The sequence below is a fragment of the Streptomyces sp. NPDC001204 genome, assembly GCF_053598035.1.
Map to the genome: position 1 here is coordinate 1 of NZ_JBSFJL010000003.1, position 20,958 is coordinate 20,958.

Annotated in this window: 17 protein-coding genes and 1 rRNA gene; 13 read left to right on the forward strand and 5 right to left on the reverse strand. The window is 72.9% G+C overall.

Annotated elements, in window-relative coordinates:
- Positions 1-179: 179 nt before the first annotated feature.
- A 5S ribosomal RNA gene (gene rrf / locus ACWC91_RS05420) occupies positions 180-296 on the forward strand.
- Between the two features lie 80 nt (positions 297-376).
- Here rrf and ACWC91_RS05425 read toward each other — a convergent pair.
- On the reverse strand, positions 377-1,285 hold the full coding sequence (locus ACWC91_RS05425; protein WP_450725830.1) for a hypothetical protein: 909 nt from the start codon (positions 1,283-1,285) through the stop codon (positions 377-379).
- 270 nt (positions 1,286-1,555) lie between these two features.
- Between ACWC91_RS05425 and ACWC91_RS05430 the strand changes: the two genes are divergently transcribed.
- A complete protein-coding gene (locus tag ACWC91_RS05430; protein WP_450643456.1) occupies positions 1,556-2,314 on the forward strand; it encodes a hypothetical protein in 759 nt (252 codons plus the stop codon).
- Positions 2,315-2,400: 86 nt separating this feature from the next.
- Here the strand turns inward: ACWC91_RS05430 and ACWC91_RS05435 are convergent, their stop codons facing one another.
- Positions 2,401-3,693 (reverse strand): DUF1015 domain-containing protein, encoded by a 1,293-nt coding sequence (locus ACWC91_RS05435; RefSeq protein ID WP_281155712.1) that lies wholly within the window; start codon positions 3,691-3,693, stop codon positions 2,401-2,403.
- Between the two features lie 73 nt (positions 3,694-3,766).
- Between ACWC91_RS05435 and ACWC91_RS05440 the strand changes: the two genes are divergently transcribed.
- From ACWC91_RS05440 to ACWC91_RS05455, 4 genes are all read left to right on the forward strand, one after another.
- Entirely contained in the window at positions 3,767-4,792 is a 1,026-nt protein-coding gene (locus tag ACWC91_RS05440) for an HAD-IIA family hydrolase (protein ID WP_281155713.1), read from the forward strand.
- A 70-nt stretch (positions 4,793-4,862) separates the two neighbouring features.
- A complete protein-coding gene (locus ACWC91_RS05445) occupies positions 4,863-5,906 on the forward strand; it encodes a FecCD family ABC transporter permease (RefSeq protein ID WP_225076019.1) in 1,044 nt (347 codons plus the stop codon).
- Positions 5,903-6,958, forward strand: coding sequence for a FecCD family ABC transporter permease (locus ACWC91_RS05450; protein WP_281155714.1), 1,056 nt, complete (start codon positions 5,903-5,905; stop codon positions 6,956-6,958). Before ACWC91_RS05445 ends, ACWC91_RS05450 begins: the two co-directional genes overlap by 4 nt.
- On the forward strand, positions 6,955-7,839 hold the full coding sequence (locus ACWC91_RS05455; RefSeq protein WP_225076021.1) for an ABC transporter ATP-binding protein: 885 nt from the start codon (positions 6,955-6,957) through the stop codon (positions 7,837-7,839). Before ACWC91_RS05450 ends, ACWC91_RS05455 begins: the two co-directional genes overlap by 4 nt.
- Here the strand turns inward: ACWC91_RS05455 and ACWC91_RS05460 are convergent.
- Entirely contained in the window at positions 7,823-8,170 is a 348-nt protein-coding gene (locus ACWC91_RS05460) for an SCP2 sterol-binding domain-containing protein (protein WP_225076022.1), read from the reverse strand. The two genes, ACWC91_RS05455 and ACWC91_RS05460, sit on opposite strands and share 17 nt — an antisense overlap.
- A gap of 42 nt (positions 8,171-8,212) precedes the next feature.
- Here ACWC91_RS05460 and ACWC91_RS05465 point away from each other — a divergent pair, with 42 nt between their 5' ends.
- From ACWC91_RS05465 to ACWC91_RS05485, 5 genes are all read left to right on the forward strand, one after another.
- Positions 8,213-8,548, forward strand: a complete 336-nt coding sequence (locus ACWC91_RS05465; RefSeq protein WP_281155715.1) for a hypothetical protein — start codon at positions 8,213-8,215, stop codon at positions 8,546-8,548.
- Positions 8,549-8,555: 7 nt separating this feature from the next.
- On the forward strand, positions 8,556-9,371 hold the full coding sequence (locus ACWC91_RS05470) for a TlyA family RNA methyltransferase (RefSeq protein ID WP_225076024.1): 816 nt from the start codon (positions 8,556-8,558) through the stop codon (positions 9,369-9,371).
- On the forward strand, positions 9,368-10,273 hold the full coding sequence (locus tag ACWC91_RS05475) for an NAD kinase (protein WP_141362301.1): 906 nt from the start codon (positions 9,368-9,370) through the stop codon (positions 10,271-10,273). Before ACWC91_RS05470 ends, ACWC91_RS05475 begins: the two co-directional genes overlap by 4 nt.
- 91 nt (positions 10,274-10,364) lie before the next feature.
- Positions 10,365-12,116, forward strand: coding sequence for a DNA repair protein RecN (gene recN, locus ACWC91_RS05480; protein ID WP_225076025.1), 1,752 nt, complete (start codon positions 10,365-10,367; stop codon positions 12,114-12,116).
- 1,107 nt (positions 12,117-13,223) lie between these two features.
- A complete protein-coding gene (locus tag ACWC91_RS05485) occupies positions 13,224-14,354 on the forward strand; it encodes a glycosyltransferase family 4 protein (protein WP_225076026.1) in 1,131 nt (376 codons plus the stop codon).
- 3 nt (positions 14,355-14,357) lie between these two features.
- Here ACWC91_RS05485 and ACWC91_RS05490 read toward each other — a convergent pair whose 3' ends face one another.
- Entirely contained in the window at positions 14,358-16,025 is a 1,668-nt protein-coding gene (locus ACWC91_RS05490; RefSeq protein ID WP_225076027.1) for a PucR family transcriptional regulator, read from the reverse strand.
- 115 nt (positions 16,026-16,140) lie between these two features.
- Positions 16,141-17,943, reverse strand: coding sequence for a glycoside hydrolase family 15 protein (locus ACWC91_RS05495; protein WP_225076290.1), 1,803 nt, complete (start codon positions 17,941-17,943; stop codon positions 16,141-16,143).
- A 515-nt stretch (positions 17,944-18,458) separates the two neighbouring features.
- Between ACWC91_RS05495 and ACWC91_RS05500 the strand changes: the two genes are divergently transcribed.
- A complete protein-coding gene (locus ACWC91_RS05500; protein ID WP_225076028.1) occupies positions 18,459-20,126 on the forward strand; it encodes a CTP synthase in 1,668 nt (555 codons plus the stop codon).
- Positions 20,127-20,211: 85 nt separating this feature from the next.
- Entirely contained in the window at positions 20,212-20,838 is a 627-nt protein-coding gene (locus ACWC91_RS05505; RefSeq protein ID WP_141362309.1) for an NUDIX domain-containing protein, read from the forward strand.
- Positions 20,839-20,958 lie beyond the last annotated feature (120 nt).

Here is a 20,958-nt window from a genome sequence, read left to right on the forward strand (position 1 = left end):
GGTTGATAGGCCGGATCTGGAAGCACCGTGAGGTGTGGAGGTGACCGGTACTAATAGGCCGAGGGCTTGTCCTCAGTTGCTCGCGTCCACTGTGTAAGTTCTGAGGCAACGAACAGTTGCCGGCTTTGAGCTGAACTCACAACAGAAGAGTGTGCTTGTTCGCTCGAAACCATTAGGGTTTCGGTGGTCATAGCGTGAGGGAAACGCCCGGTTACATTCCGAACCCGGAAGCTAAGCCTCACAGCGCCGATGGTACTGCAGGGGGGACCCTGTGGGAGAGTAGGACGCCGCCGAACAATCTTTGGAGGACCCCTGGTCACCAGCGTTCAGCTGGGACCAGGGGTCCTTTTCGCATTTCCCGTACAGAAGACAGGAGTCACCGATGTCCGCCAACTCTCCCGACGAGCGCCCGGAGCGCGATCAGCACCGCCGGGACGGTGGTGACCGTGGTGACCGTGGCGGGTACCGCGGAGGACCGCGCCGCGATGACCGCCGAGGCTTCCGTCGTGACGACGACCGTGGTGGTTTCGGGCGGCGTGACGACCGTGGTGGTTTCCGTCGTGATGACAGGCCCGAGCGGGGCGATCGTCCCGAGCGGGGCGAGCGCGGGGATCGTGGCGGCTTCCGCCGTGACGACCGGCGCGACGACCGCCGTGATGACCGGAGGGACGGTGACCGCGGGGGCTACGGCCGTCGCGACGACCGTGACCGTGACCGCGGTTTCCGCCGCGAGGGCGGCGACCGCCCCACCTACCGCCGTGACGACCGCCGTGACGACCGCCGCGATGACCGCCGTGACGACCGGAGGGACGAGCGCCGCGACTTCGGCCGCGGCGACCGCCGAGACGACCGCCGTGGTTTCGACCGCGGTGAGCGCCGTGACGATCGGGGCGAGCGCCGTGACGATCGCCGAGGCTTCCGTCGTGACGACGACCGTGGTGGTTTCGGGCGGCGTGACGACCGTGGTGGTTTCCGTCGTGATGACAGGCCCGAGCGGGGCGATCGTCCCGACCGGGGCGAGCGCGGGGATCGTGGCGGCTTCCGCCGTGACGACCGGCGCGATGACCGCCGTGATGACCGCCGTGATGACCGGAGGGACGGTGACCGCGGGGGCTACGGCCGGCGCGACGACCGTGACCGTGACCGTGACCGCGGTTTCCGCCGCGAGGGCGGCGACCGCCCCACCTACCGCCGTGACGACCGCCGTGACGACCGCCGGGACGACCGGAGGGACGAGCGCCGCGACTTCGGCCGCGGCGACCGCCGTGACGACCGCCGCGACCACCGGAAGGACGACCGCCGGGACTTCGAGCGCAGCGACCGCGGCGACCGTCGGGACTTCGACCGCGGCGACCGCCGCGATGACCGTCGTGACTTCGACCGCGGTGACCGTGGCGGCTTCCGTGGGCGTGACGACCGTGGTGGGCGCGGCCCGCGTCGTGACGACCGGGGCGGACGCCCGGGTGGTTTCCGGGGCGGCCGTGACGACCGGCGCGGCGGCGGGCGTCTCCGCGACGACCGGGACCGGGACCGGGACCGTGAGCCGATCAAGCGGCTGCCGATCCCGGAGGACGTCACGGGCGAGGAGATCGACAAGGACGTACGGCAGGAACTGCAGAGCCTGCCCAAGACGCTCGCCGAGGACGTCGCCAGGAACCTGGTGATGGTCGCCCGGCTCATCGACGAGGACCCCGAGGGCGCCTACGGCTACTCCAGGGTGGCCCTGCGCCTGGCGTCCCGTGTCGCCGCCGTACGGGAGGCGGCCGGCTTCGCCGCGTACGCGAGCCAGAAGTACGGCGAGGCGCTCGCCGAGTTCCGGGCCGCCCGGCGGATGACCGGGAACGTGGACCTGTGGCCCGTCATGGCGGACTGCGAGCGCGGTCTCGGACGGCCGGAGAAGGCGCTGGACATGGCCGGGGCGCCGGAGGTGCACAAGCTTGACAAGGCCGGGCAGGTGGAGATGCGGCTCGTCGCGGCCGGCGCCCGGCGGGACATGGATCAGCTGGACGCGGCCATCGTGACGCTGCAGAGCCCCGAACTGGCCTCCGGCTCGGTCCAGCCGTGGACCGCGCGCCTGCGGTACGCCTACGCCGACGCGCTGCTCGCCGCCGGGCGGGACTCCGAGGCACGTGAGTGGTTCGCCAAGGCCGTCGAGGCCGACCGGGACGGCAGCACCGACGCCTCCGACCGGCTGGCCGAGCTGGACGGTGTGGAGTTCACCGACGCCCTCGACGAGAACGGCGCGAACGACGAGCCCGCTGAGAGCGACGGGAGCGACGGGAGCGACGACGCCGACCCGGCCGGCAAGGACTGACGGACACCACCGGTCGTCAGGCCGTCACACCGGCCGTCACAGACAGAGGGCGGGCCCCGGTCACCGGGGCCCGCCCTTCGTCGTTTTCAGAGATCCAGTGCCCTCAGCACCAGTCCCGACGCCGGCTTGGGGCCGAACGACGTCGACTTGCGGGGCATCGTGACACCCTGGCGGGCCAGGTCGCGGACGACCTCCTCGCGGACCGGGTGCATCAGGACGGCCGTACCGCCGTCGCGTTCGGCCTTCTCCACGGTGGCGACCGTGTCGTGGATGTACGCGATGTGGGCCGGGGAGTCCTCGGGGATGTGCCAGACGTGCTCGAGGAGCGTGGCGTGCAGGACGGTCGCGTCGAGGGTGCGCCAGGCGGCGGGGTGCTCCGCCGGGATCGTACGGGCCAGCAGGGCCGGGTCCGGGCGGTCCACGAGATGGAAGCCGCCGTCGCCGGCCAACAGGAAGGCGTTGCCCTCGCAGGCCGCGTCCGCGAGCGCCTCCAGCGCTTCCGCCAGGGGCAGGTCCAGACGCCGTACGCGGAACAGGCCGTCCAGGGCGGACAGCGCTTCGGCGACCGGCAGGCCGTGGAGCAGGCGGTGGATGGCGCGAACCCGGAGCGGGTAGCGGGCCGTGTCGACCAGGAGGACCAGACCGTAGTCCCAGGCGCTGGGGGAGGGGTGTTCCGTGCGCAGCCGGCGGTAGGTCGCCCAGCGGTGATGGCCGTCGGCGATCAGGGCCTGGTGTTGGGCCAGGTCCCCCCGCACGCGCGCGAGATCGTCGGGATCGGTGACCGCCCACAGGCGGTGGGCGAAGCCGTCCTCGGTGGTCGTCGACAGCAGCGGCGGCCGTTCGGCGACGCGTTCGATGATCATGGTGGTGGCGGCGGTCGAGCCGTCGCCGCGGTAGGTGAGCAGCAGCGGTTCGAGATTGGCGCTGGTCGCGCGCATCAGGGCGGCACGGTCCGCGACCACGTGCGGCATGACGTCCTCGTGCGGCAGCACCACGCCCTCCGCCGGCTCCGACACGCGCAGCGCGCCGATCAGTCCGCGTTGCAGCATGCCGTCGCCGTCGCGCTGCTCGTAGACGTACAGGGCCGGTTCCGGGTCGGCGGCCAGGACGCCCTCGGAGAGCCAGCGGCGCAGGGTCTCCGCCGCCTGTTTGTTGCGGGCGCTGGGCGTTTCGGCCTGCGGCAGAATCAGCCGGACGATGTTGTACGGATCGGCCGACTGGAGGTGGTGCAGGCCGTCGGGCCGCACGACGACGTCGTACGGCGGGGACGTCACGGCGGCCAGGCTGCCGACCCGGTCGGGGTCGTAGCGCAGGCCGCGGAACGGGGTGAGTTCGAGGCCCGGGCGCGTCGTCGCCGATGGGTGACCTGCTGTGTTCATCCCGGCATCGTACGTGTGTCAGCGGCATGGGGGATGATCGGGGGAAAACGGGTTTCATGAGGAGAGATGCGGAATGACCCAGGGCGTCAGGACGAGGCCCGAAGGCAGTGCACAGGCCCTGAGCGAGGCGTACGACACGGCCCTGCTCGACCTGGACGGGGTGGTCTACGCGGGCGGCCACGCGATCGCGCACGCGGTCGACTCGCTGGGTACCGCCCGAGCGGGCGGGATGCATCTGGCGTACGTCACCAACAACGCCCTGCGCACCCCGGCGGCGGTGGCCGCGCACCTCACGGAGCTGGGCATACGGGCGGAGGCGGCCGATGTGGTCACCTCCGCGCAGGCGGTGGCCCGGCTGATCGCGGACCAGGTGCCGCAGGGGGCGCGTGTGCTGGTGATCGGCGGTGAGGGGCTGCGCACGGCGCTGCGCGAGCGCGGGCTGGAGCCGGTCGAGTCGGCCGACGACGATCCGGCGGCGGTGGTGCAGGGCTACGGCGGTCCGGAGCTCGCGTGGGGGCGTTTCGCGGAGGCGTGCTACGCCATCGCGCGCGGGGTGCCCTGGTTCGCCTCCAACACCGATCTGACGATTCCGGGCGCACGCGGCATCGCTCCGGGAAACGGCGCGGCGGTCGAGGTCGTCCGGATCGCCACGGGCGCGGAGCCGCAGGTGGCGGGCAAGCCGCTGCCGCCCATGCACCGCGAGACGATCCTGCGCACCGGTGCCGAGCGGCCGCTGGTGGTCGGGGATCGGCTGGACACCGACATCGAGGGCGCGTTCAACGGCGGGGTCGACTCGCTGCTCGTCCTGACCGGGGTGACGGACGGCGCGAAGCTGCTCGCCGCGCCCCCTCGGCACCGGCCGACGTATGTCGACGCGGACCTGCGGGGGCTGCTCACCGGGCAGCCGGAAATCACTCGGGAGGGTGACGGTTTTCGGTGCGGAGGGTGGACGGCGACGGCGGACACCGGTCTTGAGCTGAACGGCGACGGGGAGGCGCTGGACGGGCTGCGCGCGCTGTGCGCGGCGGCGTGGACGGCGGGCGGCGAGGACGCGTGCGAGCTGGACGGGGGGAAGGCACTGGCGCGGCTGGGGCTCTGAACCCGTCGCTGAACCCGGTGAGGCGCCGGGAACCGTCGAACCGGCGGAGAGGGTAGGCTAACCTAACTTCGTGTTGGTCGACAGTCCCCCAGAAGAGCGCGCGGCGGCCGCCGCCGCGCCCCCAACCCGTCGAGGCGCGCGGGCCGTCGGGCTCCTCGCCTCCGTCGCGATACTGCTGCTCGTCGCCCTGGCGAGCATCGCGATCGGAGCGAAGGAGCTGTCCTTGGCCCAGGTCTGGCACGGACTGTTCCAGGACTCGGGGACGTACGGCGACGTCGTGGTCGGCGAGCGGCTGTCCCGTACCGTCCTCGGCCTGCTCGCCGGATCGGCGCTCGGGCTGGCCGGGGCCGTGCTCCAGGCGCTGACCCGCAACCCGCTCGCCGATCCGGGCATCCTCGGCATCAACGCGGGCGCGTCCGCGGCCGTCGTCACCGCCATCACCTTCCTGGGCGTGACCAGCCTGAGCGGCTACGTCTGGTTCGCCTTCCTCGGCGCCGCGGCCGTGGGGGCCCTGGTGTGGTTCCTCGGCGGCAGCCGGGGCGCCACGCCCGTACGCCTCGCGCTCGCCGGGACCGCGATCGGCGCCGCGCTGTACGGCTACGTCCAGGCCGTGATGATCATGGACGGGGCGGCGCTGGGCAGGATGCGGTTCTGGACGGTGGGTTCCCTCGCCTCCGCCACGACGGCCACCGTCACCCAGGTGCTCCCGTTCTTCGCGGTCGGCACGGTCGTCGCCCTGCTGCTGGCCCGGCCGCTCAACGCCATGGCCATGGGCGACGACACCGCCCGCGCCCTGGGCGCCGATCTGAACCGCACCCGGGCGCTCGCCATGCTCGCCGCGACCGTGCTGTGCGGGGCCGCGACCGCCGCCTGCGGGCCGATCGTCTTCGTCGGGCTGATGGTCCCGCACGTCGTGCGCTCCTTCACCGGACCCGACCTGCGCTGGATCCTGCCCTACGCCACCGTCCTGTCCCCCGTGCTGCTGCTCGGCGCCGACGTCGTGGGCCGGGTCGTCGCCCGGCCCGCCGAGCTCCAGGTCGGGATCGTCACCGCGATCATCGGTGGCCCCGTGTTCATCCTGCTCGTACGGCGGCGGAGGACGGCCCAGCTGTGAAGACCACCCGCACCCCCCGCCCCGTACGGGCCCTGCGCACCCCTGGCGGGCTGTCCCTGCGCCTCGACGTCCGCACGTGCGTGGTCGTCGCCCTGCTGGTGCTGGCCGCGCTCACGGCGAGCGTCGTGCTGATCGGCACCGGAGACTTCCCGATCCCGGCCTCCGACGTGCTCAGGACGCTCCTCGGCCAGGGCGGTCCCGGGCAGGAGTTCGTCGTCCGCGAGCTGCGGCTGCCGCGCGTCCTCGTAGGTCTCCTGGTCGGCGGCTGCCTCGGCGTCGGCGGCGCGCTGTTCCAGTCCGTCTCCCGCAATCCGCTGGGCAGCCCGGACGTGCTCGGCCTCTCCCAGGGCGCGGCCGCCGGCGCGCTCACCGTCATCGTCCTGTTCTCGGGCAGCGCCGGCGCGGTCACCCTCGGCGCGCTCGTGGGCGGCCTGGTCACCGGCACGGCCCTCTACCTGCTGGCCTGGAAGCAGGGGGTGCACGGGTACCGGCTGGTCCTGGTCGGCATCGGCGTCTCCGCGGTGGTCACCGCCGTCAACGGCTACCTGATCACCAAGGCCGACTTCGTGGACGCGGCCCGTGCGGTGGTCTGGATGACCGGTTCGCTGAACGGGCGCGACTGGACCCAGGTCGGACCGCTGGCCGTGCTGTGCGCCGTGGTCCTCCCGGTCGTCCTCGCGAGCGCGCGCGCCCTGCGGATGCTGGAGATGGGCGACGACGTCTCCTACGCCCTCGGGGTGCGTGTCGAACGCGTACGGCTGCTGCTGATGGGCTGTGCCGTCCTGCTGGCCGCCGCCGCCACCGCGGCCGCCGGTCCCGTGAGCTTCGTCGCCCTGACCGCGCCGCAGCTCGCCCGGCGCCTCACCCGCTCCCCGGGCCCCAACCTGGTGCCCTCCCTGTGCATGGGCGCCGCACTGCTGGTCACCGCCGACCTGACCGCGCAGCGGGCGTTCGGCGCCGACCAGCTGCCGGTCGGCGTGGTCACGGGCGTACTCGGCGGGGTCTACCTGCTGTGGCTGCTGGTCACCGAGCGCAGGGCCGGGCGGATATGAGCGCCCGCAGCAACGCAGTGAGCAACCGAAGGAGCACCGTGAACCGCCTGTCCGCCGACAACGTCACCCTCGCCTACGACCAGCGCGTCATCGCCGAGCAGCTGTCGGTGGAGATACCCGACCACTCCTTCACGGTGATCGTCGGCCCCAACGCGTGCGGCAAGTCCACACTGCTGCGGGCACTGTCGCGGATGCTCAGGCCCAGCCGGGGCCGGGTGCTGCTCGACGGGCAGGTCATCCAGTCGATGCCGGCCAAGAAGGTCGCCCGGACGCTCGGCCTGCTGCCGCAGTCCTCGATCGCGCCCGACGGGATCACCGTCGCCGACCTCGTGGGCCGCGGCCGCTACCCGCACCAGGGGATTCTGCGCCAGTGGTCCGCCGAGGACGAGCGGGTCGTGCGCGAGTCCATGGAGCGGACCGGCGTCGCCCAGCTCGCCGAGCGGTACGTCGACGAGCTGTCGGGCGGCCAGCGGCAGCGCGTGTGGATCGCCATGGCGCTGGCCCAGCAGACACCGCTGCTGCTGCTCGACGAGCCGACGACGTACCTGGACATCCAGCACCAGATCGACGTCCTCGACCTGTGCGCCGAACTGCACGAGGAGCAGGGGCGCACCCTCGTCGCCGTGCTGCACGACCTGAACCACGCCGCCCGCTACGCCACCCACCTCGTCGCCCTGCGCGACGGCCGGGTCATCGCCCAGGGCGCGCCGAACGAGATCGTCACCGCCGAACTGGTGGAGGAGGTGTTCGGGCTGCGCTGCCAGGTCATCGAGGACCCGGAGACCGGCACGCCGCTGGTGGTGCCGGCGGCGCGCGCGGCCCGCGCGCGTGCGGCGGCCCACGGCACGGCCGCCGGTCTGGCCGCTACAGAAGTTTCGTGAGCCGCATCAGGTCGAACAGGCTCGCCTGGAGCTTCACCCGCCCCGACCCCCAGGCCTTGGCGAACGCCAGCTCCCCGCCGACCAGCGCGAGCAGGTCGTCGCCGGTCATGGCGAGCCGGATCTCGGCCTTCCGGGGCGGCGGACCCTGAACGGTGTCCCGCACCTCTATCCGGCCGCCGACGAGGCGGCCCAGGAAGGTGACGTCCAGATCCTTGATGTGGCAGCTCACCGAGCGGTCCAGGGCCGCCGCCTCGCGGACGTCCCCTTCCGCTGTCGCCATGGTGTCGGAGAGTCTTTCGAGTGCGCTGCGGCACTCCTCGATCGTTGCCATCACCACCGACGTTACCCCAGGGCTTCGCGGTAGCGTCTGGGCATGAGCGACTCTGTGACCGGGACGGAGGTCCGGGAGGAGGCGGCGGACCCCGAGGGGGAGGCTCCACCGCCCAGCGGCGAGGCGGCCGACGCGACCGGCGAGCACGACCCCGCCGCCCCCGCCCCGCTGCTCGTGCCCCGCACCCCCACCGGCGACGCCCGTGTCGACGCGGCCCTGGAACGGCTCGGTGACGCCGACCACCTCGCCACGGACGGACACCTCCAGGTGTACGAGGATGTACACGGGGGGCTGCGCGACGCGCTCACCGCGCTCGACGCCCGTCCGGCACCTCCGGCGCCCCCCGCGCAGTCACCGCCGTACCGACACAGGAGCTGAACCGAACGTGGCAGGAGTCGCACGCCGCCGTCTCGACGCGGAGCTGGTCCGCCGGAAGCTCGCACGCTCGCGCGAGCACGCCGGCCAGCTGATCGCCGCAGGGCGGGTCACCGTCGGCAAGACCGTCGCGACCAAGTCCGCCACCCAGGTGGAGACCGCCGTCGCCATCGTCGTCGCCGCCGACGACAGTGACCCCGACTACGTCTCCCGGGGCGGCCACAAGCTGGCCGGTGCGCTGAAGGCCTTCGTACCACGCGGGCTGGTCGTCGAGGGACGGCGGGCACTGGACGCCGGCGCGTCCACCGGAGGCTTCACCGACGTGCTGCTGCGCGCGGGCGCCGCACACGTCGTCGCCGTCGACGTCGGATACGGACAACTCGCCTGGACTTTGCAGAGCGATGAACGCGTCACCGTCAAGGACCGTACGAACGTACGCGAGTTGACGCTCGAAGCGATCGATGGGGAGCCTGTGGATCTTGTCGTGGGGGATCTGTCCTTCATCCCGCTCGGCCTGGTGCTGCCCGCCCTGGTGCGGTGCGCGAAGCCGGACGCCGATCTGGTGATGATGGTCAAGCCGCAGTTCGAGGTGGGGAAGGAACGGCTGGGCAGCGGGGGCGTCGTGCGGAGTCCGGAGCTGCGGGCCGAGGCCGTGCGGACCGTGGCCGGGAAGGCGTGGGAACTGGGACTGGGGGCCGAAGGCGTCACCGCCAGTCCGCTGCCCGGACCCTCCGGGAACGTCGAATACTTTCTGTGGCTGCGTGCCGGGGCGCCCGCCCTGGACCCGGCCGATGTTGACCGCGCAGTGGCGGAGGGGCCGCGTTGACACAGACCCAAGCTCGAACCGTTTTCCTGCTGGCCCACACCGGCCGGTCGGCCGCCATCCGCAGTGCCGAGCTCGTGGTCAAGGGGCTGCTGCTGTCCGGCATCGGCGTACGCGTCCTGGAGGCGGAGGCACGCGACCTGCCGCTGCCGGACGAGGTGGAGCTCGTCAAGGAGGCCACCCCGCAGTGTCTCGACGGGTGCGAGCTGCTCATCGTGCTGGGCGGTGACGGCACCCTGCTGCGCGGCGCTGAGTTCGCCCGCGCCTCGGGCGTGCCGATGCTCGGCGTCAACCTCGGGCGGGTCGGCTTCCTCGCCGAGGCCGAGCGGGACGACCTCGACAAGGTCGTCGACCGGGTGGTCAGCAAGGCGTACGAGGTCGAGGAGCGCATGACCGTCGACGTGGTCGTGCACCGCAACGGGGACATCGTGCACACCGACTGGGCGCTGAACGAGGCGGCCGTGCAGAAGGTGTCCGCCGAGCGGATGCTGGAGATCGTGCTCGAGATCGACGGGCGTCCGGTGACCGGGTTCGGCTGCGACGGAATCGTCTGCGCCACCCCCACCGGGTCCACCGCGTACGCCTTCTCCGCAGGCGGGCCCGTGGTGTGGCCGGAGGTCGAGGCGCTGCTGATGGTGCCGATCTCCGCGCACGCGCTGTTCGCCAAGCCCCTGGTGACGTCGCCCGACTCCGTGCTGGCCGTCGAGGTGCTGCCGCACGTCCCGCCGGGCGTGCTGTGGTGCGACGGGCGGCGCACGGTCGAACTGCCGCCCGGCGCGCGCGTGGAGGTGCGCCGCGGAGCGGTACCGGTCCGGCTGGCCCGCCTGCACCACGCGTCGTTCACGGACCGCCTGGTCGCCAAGTTCGCGCTGCCGGTCTCGGGGTGGCGCGGGGCGCCGCACTAGGACCGCCGTCCCGGGACACGGGTGCACGGGCGTGCCCCCGGGTGCCCCTCTATGGGTGGGGTGGCGTCGCACGACGCGACCAAAACCTCGTATGGTCGTGGTCGTGTTGGAGGAGATGCGGATACGGTCACTCGGAGTGATTGACGACGCGGTCGTCGAGCTTTCGCCGGGGTTCACCGCCGTCACCGGTGAGACCGGTGCGGGCAAGACCATGGTGGTCACCAGTCTGGGACTGCTGCTGGGCGGACGCGCGGATCCGGCGCTGGTACGGATCGGCGCCGGGAAAGCGGTCGTGGAGGGGCGGGTCACCGTACCCGCGGACGCCTCCGCCGCCGTACGGGCCGAGGAGGCCGGCGCCGAGCTCGACGACGGGGCGCTGCTGATCAGCCGTACCGTCTCCGCCGAGGGCCGCTCCCGGGCGCACCTGGGCGGACGGAGCGTGCCGGTGGGGCTGCTCGCCGAACTCGCCGACGAACTGGTGGCCGTGCACGGGCAGACCGACCAGCAGGGACTGCTCAAACTGACCCGGCAGCGGCAGGCGCTCGACCGGTACGCGGGCGACGCCGTCGCCGTGCCGCTCGCCAAGTACGCCGAGGCCTACCGCCGGCTCCGCGTCGTGACGGCGGAGCTGGACGAGATCACCACGCGTGCGCGTGAACGGGCCCAGGAGGCCGACATGCTGCGCTACGGCCTCGACGAGATCGCCGGGGTCGAACCGCGGGCCGGGGAGGACACCGAGCTGGCCGAGGAGGCGGAGCGGCTCGGCCACGCCGAGGCGCTGTCCGCCGCCGCGACGGCCGCGCACGCCGCCCTCGCGGGCAATCCGGAGGACCCCGAGGGCATCGACGCGGCCACCCTCGTCGCGGGCGCCCAGCGGGCCCTGGAGGCCGTGCGGTCGCACGATCCGGCGCTGGCCGCGCTCGCCGACCGCATCGGCGAGATCGGCATCCTGCTCGGCGACGTGGCCGGGGAACTGGCGGGATACGCCGACGACCTGGACGCCGATCCGCTGAGGCTGGCGGCGGTGGAGGAGCGGCGGGCCGCGCTCGGCGCGCTGACCCGCAAGTACGGCGAGTACGAGAAGGGCGTCGCCGCCGTACTCGCGTGGGCCGAGCGGAGCGCCGCCCGCCTCACGGAGCTGGACGGCGACGACGAGCGGATCGGGGAGCTGACCGCCGAGCGGGACGCGCTGCGCATCGAACTGGGAGGTCTGGCCCAGGCGTTGACGGACGCCCGTACGGAGGCCGCGGAGCGGTTCGCCGCCGCCGTGACGGCCGAGCTGGCCTCCCTGGCCATGCCCCACGCGCGCGTGTCGTTCGACATCCGGCAGACCGAGGACCCCGAGGGCGTCGAGGTCGGCGGCCGTACCGTCGCCTGCGGGCCGACCGGCGCCGACGAGGTCGAACTGCTCCTTGCCCCGCATCCCGGGGCGCCGCCCCGGCCGATCGCCAAGGGCGCCTCCGGCGGTGAGCTGTCGCGCGTGATGCTGGCCGTCGAGGTCGTCTTCGCCGGGACGGATCCGGTGCCGACGTATCTCTTCGACGAGGTCGACGCGGGCGTCGGCGGCAAGGCGGCCGTGGAGATCGGGCGGCGCCTGGCCCGGCTGGCGAAGAGCGCCCAGGTCGTCGTCGTCACCCACCTGCCCCAGGTCGCCGCCTTCGCCGACCGGCAGCTGCTGGTGGAGAAGACCAACGACGGCTCGGTGACCCGGTCGGGCGTGAAGGTGCTGGAGGGCGAGGACCGCGTCCGGGAGCTGTCCCGGATGCTGGCCGGCCAGGAGGACTCGCAGACGGCCCGGGCACACGCCGAGGAACTGCTCGCCGCGGCCCGGGCGGACGCCTAGGAAGTGCGTAGGGTGGCGAAATGGTCTCCCGCGCCGCCACCCCGCGCACACCTCCCCCCACTCCCACCCGACTCGCCACCACCGTCCTCCACACCGCACCGCCGGCCGGACGCGAGCGTTGGGGCCGCAGGCATCACACGGGACGACCCATCGGGCGGTACACCGGACCGGCGACGGCCGCGACGCCCGTGGCCGGGGCCGACCGTGTGCGGTCCGCGGTGGGGCCGGCGGTGGCGACCGCGTGCGCCAGGTCGGCGGCGGCTGTAGTGGCCGCGGTCGGGGCCGGTCGGGGCCGGTCGGGGCCGGTCGGGGCCGGTCGGGTGCGGTCCGCGGCGGGTCCGGCGGTGCAGGCCGCGTGCGCTGGGTCGGCGGCTGCTGCGTATGCCGGTTCTGCGACGGTTGCGGTGGCTGCGGTTGGGGGCTGGACGGGTATGGCCCGAGGTGGCTTTGGCGGTGTCGGTGACTACGTCGCCGGTGGCTCGCGGTGCGGCTTTGGGACGTGCCTTGCCGGCCTGCGGCGCGGTGAGGTCGCCCGCGGGACGGTCGAGCTGCCCCGGATCCCCGCCGCCCAAGCGCGACCGAGGGAAAGGTCGCTGGACGGGGTGGCGATCGCGTGCGCCGCCACCCCTCCCGGACGTGCGGCCGGTCGGTTGGCCGGCGCGGTGTTCGCGCTGCCGCGCGGTGAACCGGACGCCGTCAGCAGCACCGCCGCGGCGGTGCTGCCCCGCGTGTACGGGGAGCGGGTGGTGAGCGGGGGTACGGGGGCGCACGCCCTGGGCATGGCGCCGTCGCGTGCGACGGACGCGGCGGACCGTTCGCGCACGCCCTCGCGGTGGCCGCCGCTCCCGCGCACGGGGAGAAAGTGAACGCGCCGAGGGCGGCACCGACCCGCCGGTTTCACTCTTATGAGTGATCCGCCGTCAAGCTGTCGAACCGTTCCCGCAGGCGCCCGGCACCCGCGCCGACCCGGAACACCCGTACGTACTGGCATCCTTGGACGCCGGGGGCAGTGAGCCGGGACAGCGTGTGCGGCTTTGTACCCCGGCTCGATACCTTCTGTACGTTTCCCCGTGACCCTCCCGACGCCGAACCAGGAGCCCCGGCCGCGTGAGCCCCGTGAGCAGCCACGTATCGCACGGTCAGTCGACGCTGCGCACCGTGCAGGTGCTGGGCGGAGGCAACGCCGGCAGCAGCGCGCACGTGCGGTCGCTGGCCGCGGGCCTGGTCGCCCGGGGCGTGCGGGTGACGGTGTGCGCCCCCGCCGAGGCCGACCGCGCCTACTCCTTCACCGGCGTCGGCGCCCAGCACGTGCACGTGCCGCGCAGCAGCGACCCGGTGTCCGTGGCCGCGCTGCGCACGGTCTGCGCGGACGCCGACCTGGTGCACGCGCACGGGCTGCACGCCTCCTTCCGCGCCGTGCTGGCGCTCAGCGGCCGCAGCACGCCCCTCGTGGTGACCTGGCACAACCACGTGCACGCCGAAGGAGCCCGCGCGCACCTGATGCGGCTGCTGGAGCGCCGTGTGGTCAAGGCCGCCACGGTCGTGCTCGGCACCACCTCCGAACTCGTCGACCGGGCCCGCGGGCGAGGCGCGCGGGACGCCCGGCTCGCCGCCGTCGCGGTGTCCCGGCCGACCGCCGGATACGAGCACCCGGAGCGTCCATGCTCCAAGGTGCGGGCCGAACTCGGCGCCATCGACCGGCCGTTGCTCATCGCCGTAGCCTCCCTGGACCCGGGCCGCGGCCATGAGCTGCTGCTGGACGCGGCCCGCGCCTGGCGCCTCATGGAACCCGTGCCGCTGCTCGTCGTCGCGGGGGAGGGGCCCCTGCGTACGGAGTTCCAGCGGCGGATCGAGGACGAGGAACTGCCGGTCCGGCTTCTCGGGCGGCGGGACGACGTCGGCGAGCTGCTGGCCGCCGCCGACCTGGCCCTGCTGCCCAGGAGCTGGGAGGCCCGCTCCGTCCTGGCCCAGGAGGCCCTGCACGCGCGGGTGCCGCTCGTCGCCGCGCGGACCGGCGGCGTCCCCGAACTCGTGGGCGACGCAGCCGAGCTGGTACCGGACCAGGACGTGGACGCGTTCACCGGCGCCGTCATACGGCTGCTCGGCGACCCCGAACGCCGCGAGGCGCTGCGGGACATGGGCACCCGGCAGGCCGCCACGTGGCCCACCGAGGACGACACGGTCGCCCAGGTGCTCAGCGTCTACGACGAGTTGACCCGGCCCCAGCCGCTGACCTGACGCTCACGGCACGTGCCGGCGGGCCCGCAGGGCCAGACTCAGGGCCAGGACCGTCTGCGGGTCGTCGAGGTCGGTGCCCAGCAACTCTCCGATCCGGGCCAGGCGGTTGTAGAGCGTCTGCCGGTTCAGGTGCAGCTCGCGGGCGGTCTCCGCCTTGCGGCCCGCGTGCGCCAGGTACGTCTGAAGGGTGGGCAGCAGCGGCGGCTTCGAGCGCAGGTCGTGGTCCCGCAGCGGGCCGATCGCGCGGTCCACGAAGGCCGCCAGGTCGGGGTGGTCGCGCAGCCGCCACAGCAGCAGGTCGATGTCCAGGCGACGGGCGTCGTACCAGGGCCGGTCCGGCAGCCCCTGCGCCGCCGTCGCCGCCTCCGCCGCGTGCCGCAGGCCCGCCGAGGCGGCCGCCCAGCCGCCCGCCACACCGACGACCACCACCTCCGGCTGCCCGCCCGGCCGCCGCATCCCGGCCCGCTCCACACCCGCCCGCAGGGCCGCCGCGACCCGGTCCGCGACGGTGGGCCGCTCCTTCTCCGAGCGCAGGCCGATCAGCAGCGGCACCCGGCCCTCGACCGGCCGCACGCCCAGCAGCACCGGCACGCCCACCGAGGCGAGTTCCTCGCCGACCGCGCGGGCCAGTACCGCCCAGCCCCCGCCGCCGGCGGCCGCGCTCGGCCGGGCGGTGTCCCCGGTGGACGCGAGCGCGTCGCCGAGCCGCATCACCACGGGCAGCAGCGGGCTGTTGCCCGGCTTGAAGCCGAGGACCCGCGCCTGCGCGGGAGCGTCCTCCGCGGCGATACGCCCCTCGGCGAGGTCGGTGAGGAAGTCGCCGCGGCCGCGCGCCGCCAGCTCCTCCTCCTGGCGGGCCTGCATCAGCACCACGGCCAGGAGACCCGCCGCCCGCTCGGCGGCCATGCGGTGCACCGGGGCCAGCGGCGAGCGGACCGGCAGCAGCACGAGCCGGGCGCGCACCGAGCCGGTGCCGGGTCCGCCGCCGGGCACGTCCACGACGACCGACCCGGCCGGCGGCGCCGCGTCCTTGCGCTGGCCGCGCAGTCCCTCCCAGACCTGGAGCGGATCGGCGCCCTCGGGCCCGGAGCCGGCCGCGTACAACAACTGCCCGTCCGGGGTCTCCAGGAAGACCGGGTTGCCGCCGAAGTCGGCCAGGATGCCGAGCACCTGCGGCACTCCGCCGCCGCCGAGCAGTGCCTGAGTGCAGCGGCGGTGCACCTCCTCGGCCCGCTGGAGCAGCGCGTAGTGGCCGTTGACGATCTCCGTGTGGATCTCCTCGGTGACCGCCACGAACGGCACCTCGCGGTGCAGCTGGACGAGGGGGAGACCGGCGGACCGCGCGGTCTCGACGAGGGCGGTGGGCAGGCGCGTGAAGCGCGGGCCCAGCTCCACCACCAGGGCCGCGATGCCGCGGTCGGCGAGGGTGCGCACGAAGGCCCGCTGGTCGGCGGGGCGGGTGCCGAGTCCGTAGCCGGTGGTCAGCAGGAGTTCGCCGCCCTTGAGGAGGGAGGCGATGTTGGGGACCTCGCCGGCGTGCACCCAGCGGACGGTGCGGGTCAGCTTGTCGGCGCCGGCGAGGACCTCGGGGAGGCCGCTGCGCAGGCCGGGCAGTTCGAGGGCGCGCCGGACGGTGATGCCGGTGCCCTCGGTGTCGAATCTGCGGTCCATGGAGCGGACGCTACCTCTGCCCGGGACGCGGCGGCAGCGTCGGGTGGCCGGAGCGGTCCGACACCCTGAGCTGGGCTGACCGCCGGACGGGCGCGTTCGCCCGCCCGGCGCCGGGTCAGCCTCCGTAGGCGCCGCTCGCCGTCAGGCGCAGGGCCGTGTCGATCAGCGGCACATGGCTGAAGGCCTGGGGGAAGTTGCCCACCTGGCGCTGGCGGCGCGGGTCCCACTCCTCGGCGAGCAGGCCCAGGTCGTTGCGGAGCGAGAGGAGCTTGTCGAAGAGCTTGCGCGCCTCGTCCACGCGGCCGATCATCGCCAGGTCGTCGGCCATCCAGAAGGAGCAGGCGAGGAAGGCGCCCTCGTCGCCGGGCAGGCCGTCGACGCCCGCGTGGTCGCCGTCGGTGGGGTAGCGCAGGATGAACCCGTCCGAGGTGGACAGCTCGCGCTGGATCGCCTCGATGGTGCCGATGACCCGCTTGTCGTCCGGCGGCAGGAAGCCCATCTGCGGGATGAGCAGCAAGGACGCGTCCAGCTCCCGTGAACCGTAGGACTGCGTGAAGGTGTTGCGCTCCTTGTCGTAGCCCTTCTCGCACACCTCGCGGTGGATGTCGTCCCGCAGCACCTTCCAGCGCTCCAGCGGGCCGTCGGCCTCCCCGGACTCGATGAGCTTGATGGTGCGGTCGACGGCGACCCAGGCCATGACCTTGGAGTGCACGAAGTGGCGGCGCGGCCCGCGCACCTCCCAGATGCCCTCGTCCGGCTCCTGCCAGTGCTTCTCCAGGTACTGGATCAGCTTGAGCTGGAGCAGCGAGGCGTAGTCGTTGCGGGCCAGGCCCGTCATGTGGGCCAGGTGCAGGGCCTCGGTGACCTCGCCGTAGACGTCCAGCTGGAGCTGGTGCGCGGCGCCGTTGCCCACCCGGACCGGCGCGGAGTTCTCGTAGCCGGGCAGCCAGTCCAGCTCCGCCTCGCCCAGCTCGCGCTCGCCGGCGATGCCGTACATGATCTGGAGGTTGTCCGGATCGCCGGCGACGGCCCGCAGCAGCCACTCGCGCCAGGCGCGGGCCTCCTCGCGGTAGCCGGTGCGCAGCAGCGAGGACAGGGTGATCGCCGCGTCGCGCAGCCAGGTGTAGCGGTAGTCCCAGTTGCGTACGCCGCCGATGTCCTCGGGCAGCGACGTGGTGGGGGCCGCCACGATGCCGCCGGTCGGGGCGTAGGTCAGGGCCTTGAGCGTGATCAGGCTGCGGACCACGGCCTCGCGGTAGGGGCCGTGGTACGTGCAGTGCCCGACCCAGTCGCGCCAGAACTCCTCCGTCGCCTCCAGCGACTGCTCCGGCTCCGGCAGCGGCGGCGGCTCCTTGTGCGACGCCTGCCAGGAGATGGTGAACGCGATCCGGTCACCGGGAGCGACGGTGAAGTCCGCGTACGTGGTCAGCGACTCGCCGTAGGTCTTCACCGATGTGTCGAACCACACGGAGTCCGGACCCGCCACCGCCACCGTGCGGCCCTCGTGCCGGTGCACCCACGGCACGACCCGGCCGTAGGAGAAGCGCATGCGCAGCGTGGAGCGCATCGGTACCCGCCCGGTGACGCCCTCCACGATGCGGATCAGCTGCGGGGCGCCGTCGCGCGGGGGCATGAAATCCGTCACGCGGACCGTGCCGCGCGGGGTGTCCCACTCGGATTCCAGGATCAGCGAGTCACCGCGGTAACTGCGCCGGGCCGCCGTGGGCGGCTGTGTGCCGGCCGCGAACGCCGGGCCGATCCGCCAGAAACCGTGTTCCTCGGTACCCAGCAGGCCGGCGAAGATGGCATGGGAATCGAAGCGGGGCAGGCACAGCCAGTCGACTGTCCCGTCCCGGCAGACCAGGGCAGCGGTCTGCATGTCTCCGATGAGTGCGTAGTCTTCGATGCGCCCGGCCACGTGCAACTCCAGTCGAACGGCCACGTCACACCCCGCGAAGGGGCTGTCGCTAGTGCGGTCAAGGGGTGGTTGTAATGCGTCGTCGAGCGGTGGGGGGACCGCCGGTCGGCCGTGGGGGCAGAACGACAACCCTTGCTCAACGAACTGACGAGCTCTTGTTGTTCCGGGTCATACGGACGGGGGTGGTGCCGTGTTGCCGGCGGGGCTCCTCAGCGAGTGTCCGAGCAGGATACGACGCACGTAGATGATCTGCGTGCCGCTCCGGGCAACCCGGGTGCGCCGAACGAGTGAGCCATGGGTGAGGGACCTGTGAGTGGTACGCGCACGTGTCGGAGCGTGCGCGGAGCGTGGCCGGGAGCCATGCCCGTCAGGCGCTGATACCCTGGTAGCCCGTGGACCGGTGGGCTCGAAACCCCCGAACCGCAGCGACGGCGCCTCAGCCGGACACCCGGGTTCCCCGGACCGGCCAGCCGTACCGCACGACAGACCGCGACCACGGGAGCCCCCTCTTGGCCATGCCGCCCGCTGCTTTCCGAAACAGCAAAGCCACGACGACCAAGCACATCTTCGTCACCGGGGGTGTCGCCTCCTCGCTCGGCAAGGGCCTCACCGCCTCCAGCCTGGGCATGCTGCTGAAGGCCCGGGGCCTGCGCGTCGTGATGCAGAAGCTGGACCCGTACCTCAACGTCGACCCGGGCACGATGAACCCCTTCCAGCACGGTGAGGTGTTCGTCACCAACGACGGCGCCGAGACCGACCTGGACATCGGCCACTACGAGCGCTTCCTCGACCGGGACCTGGACGGCTCCGCCAACGTCACCACCGGCCAGGTCTACTCCACGGTCATCGCCAAGGAGCGGCGCGGCGAGTACCTGGGCGACACGGTGCAGGTCATCCCGCACATCACCAACGAGATCAAGCACCGCATCCGGCGCATGGCCACCGACGAGGTGGACGTCGTCATCACCGAGGTCGGCGGCACGGTCGGCGACATCGAGTCGCTGCCGTTCCTGGAGACCGTCCGCCAGGTCCGCCACGAGGTCGGCCGGGACAACGTCTTCGTCGTGCACATCTCGCTGCTTCCCTACATCGGCCCCTCCGGGGAGCTGAAGACCAAGCCGACCCAGCACTCGGTCGCCGCGCTGCGCAACATCGGCATCCAGCCGGACGCGATCGTGCTGCGCTGCGACCGCGAGGTGCCCACCGCGATCAAGCGCAAGATCTCCCTGATGTGCGACGTCGACGAGGCGGCCGTGGTCGCCTGCCCCGACGCCCGGTCGATCTACGACATCCCGAAGGTCGTGCACTCCGAGGGCCTGGACGCCTACGTCGTCCGCAAGCTGGACCTGCCCTTCCGCGACGTGGACTGGACGACCTGGGACGACCTGCTGGACCGCGTCCACAAGCCCGAGCACGAGATCACCCTGGCCCTGGTCGGCAAGTACATCGACCTGCCCGACGCCTACCTGTCGGTGACCGAGGCGCTGCGCGCGGGCGGCTTCGCCAACAGGGCCCGGGTGAAGATCAAGTGGGTCACCTCCGACGACTGCAAGACCGCGGCCGGCGCCGAGCAGCAGCTCGCCGGCGTCGACGGCATCTGCATCCCGGGCGGCTTCGGTGACCGCGGCGTGCTCGGCAAGGTCGGCGCCATCCGCTACGCCCGTGAGAACGGCATCCCGCTGCTGGGCCTGTGCCTGGGCCTGCAGTGCATCGTGATCGAGGCCGCCCGCAACCTCGCCGACATCGCGGACGCCAACTCCACCGAGTTCGACCCGGCCACCGGCCACCCGGTGATCTCCACCATGGCCGAGCAGATGGACATCGTCGCCGGCGAGGGCGACATGGGCGGCACCATGCGGCTCGGCATGTACCCGGCGAAGCTGGCCGAGGGCTCGATCGTGCGCGAGGTCTACGACGGCAAGGAGTACGTCGAGGAGCGCCACCGCCACCGCTACGAGGTGAACAACGCCTACCGCGCGGAGCTGGAGAAGAAGGCGGGCATCGTCTTCTCCGGCACCTCCCCGGACGGCAAGCTCGTCGAGTACGTGGAGTACCCGCGCGAGGTCCACCCCTACCTGGTCGCCACCCAGGCGCACCCGGAGCTGCGCTCGCGCCCGACGCGTCCGCACCCGCTGTTCGCCGGCCTGGTGAAGGCCGCCGTCGAGCGGAAGAACTCCAAGTAGCACACCCGGTTGTACGGTTGCGGGGGTGCGTACCGTCAAAGGTGCGCACCCCCGTTCTGTTTGCGCACGTCGGAAAGGCCAGGGCATGACGATCAAGGACATCCCCGAGGAGTGGGAGATCCGGGCCACCAGCACCCCGTTCGTCGGCGGCAAGACCTCCGTCCGCACCGACGACGTCGTCATGCCCGACGGCTCCGTGGTCACCCGCGACTACCAGGTGCATCCCGGCTCCGTGGCCGTCCTCGCCCTCGACGAGGAGGACCGGGTGCTGCTGATCCGCCAGTACCGCCACCCGGTGCGGCAGCGGCTGTGGGAGATCCCGGCGGGCCTGCTCGACGTGCCCGGCGAGAACCCGCTGCACGCCGCCCAGCGCGAGCTGTACGAGGAGGCCCACGTCAAGGCCGAGGACTGGCGGGTGCTGACCGACGTCTACACCACCCCGGGCGGCTGCGACGAGTCCGTGCGGATCTTCCTCGCCCGGGGCCTGTCCGAGGCGGTCGGCGAGCGCTTCGCGGCGGAGCACGAGGAGACCGACATGGAGCACGCGCGGATCCCGGTGGACGAACTGGTACGGGGCGTGCTCGCGGGCGAACTGCACAACAACTGCCTGGTGGTGGGCGTCCTGTCGCTGGTCGCCGCGCGCCGGGGGGACGGATTGGACGCCCTGCGCCCGGCCGAGGCGCCCTGGCCGGCCCGCCCCTTCGCGTCCTGAACACACCGTCGACCCCTGTGGTGTGACGATCGCCTGATCCGATCGGGCGACGTGTCCGCCGTGCTCCTCACGGTTCGTCGCAGAGCGTGAACTAGGCTCTGGAAACGCCCGAACCGGAGT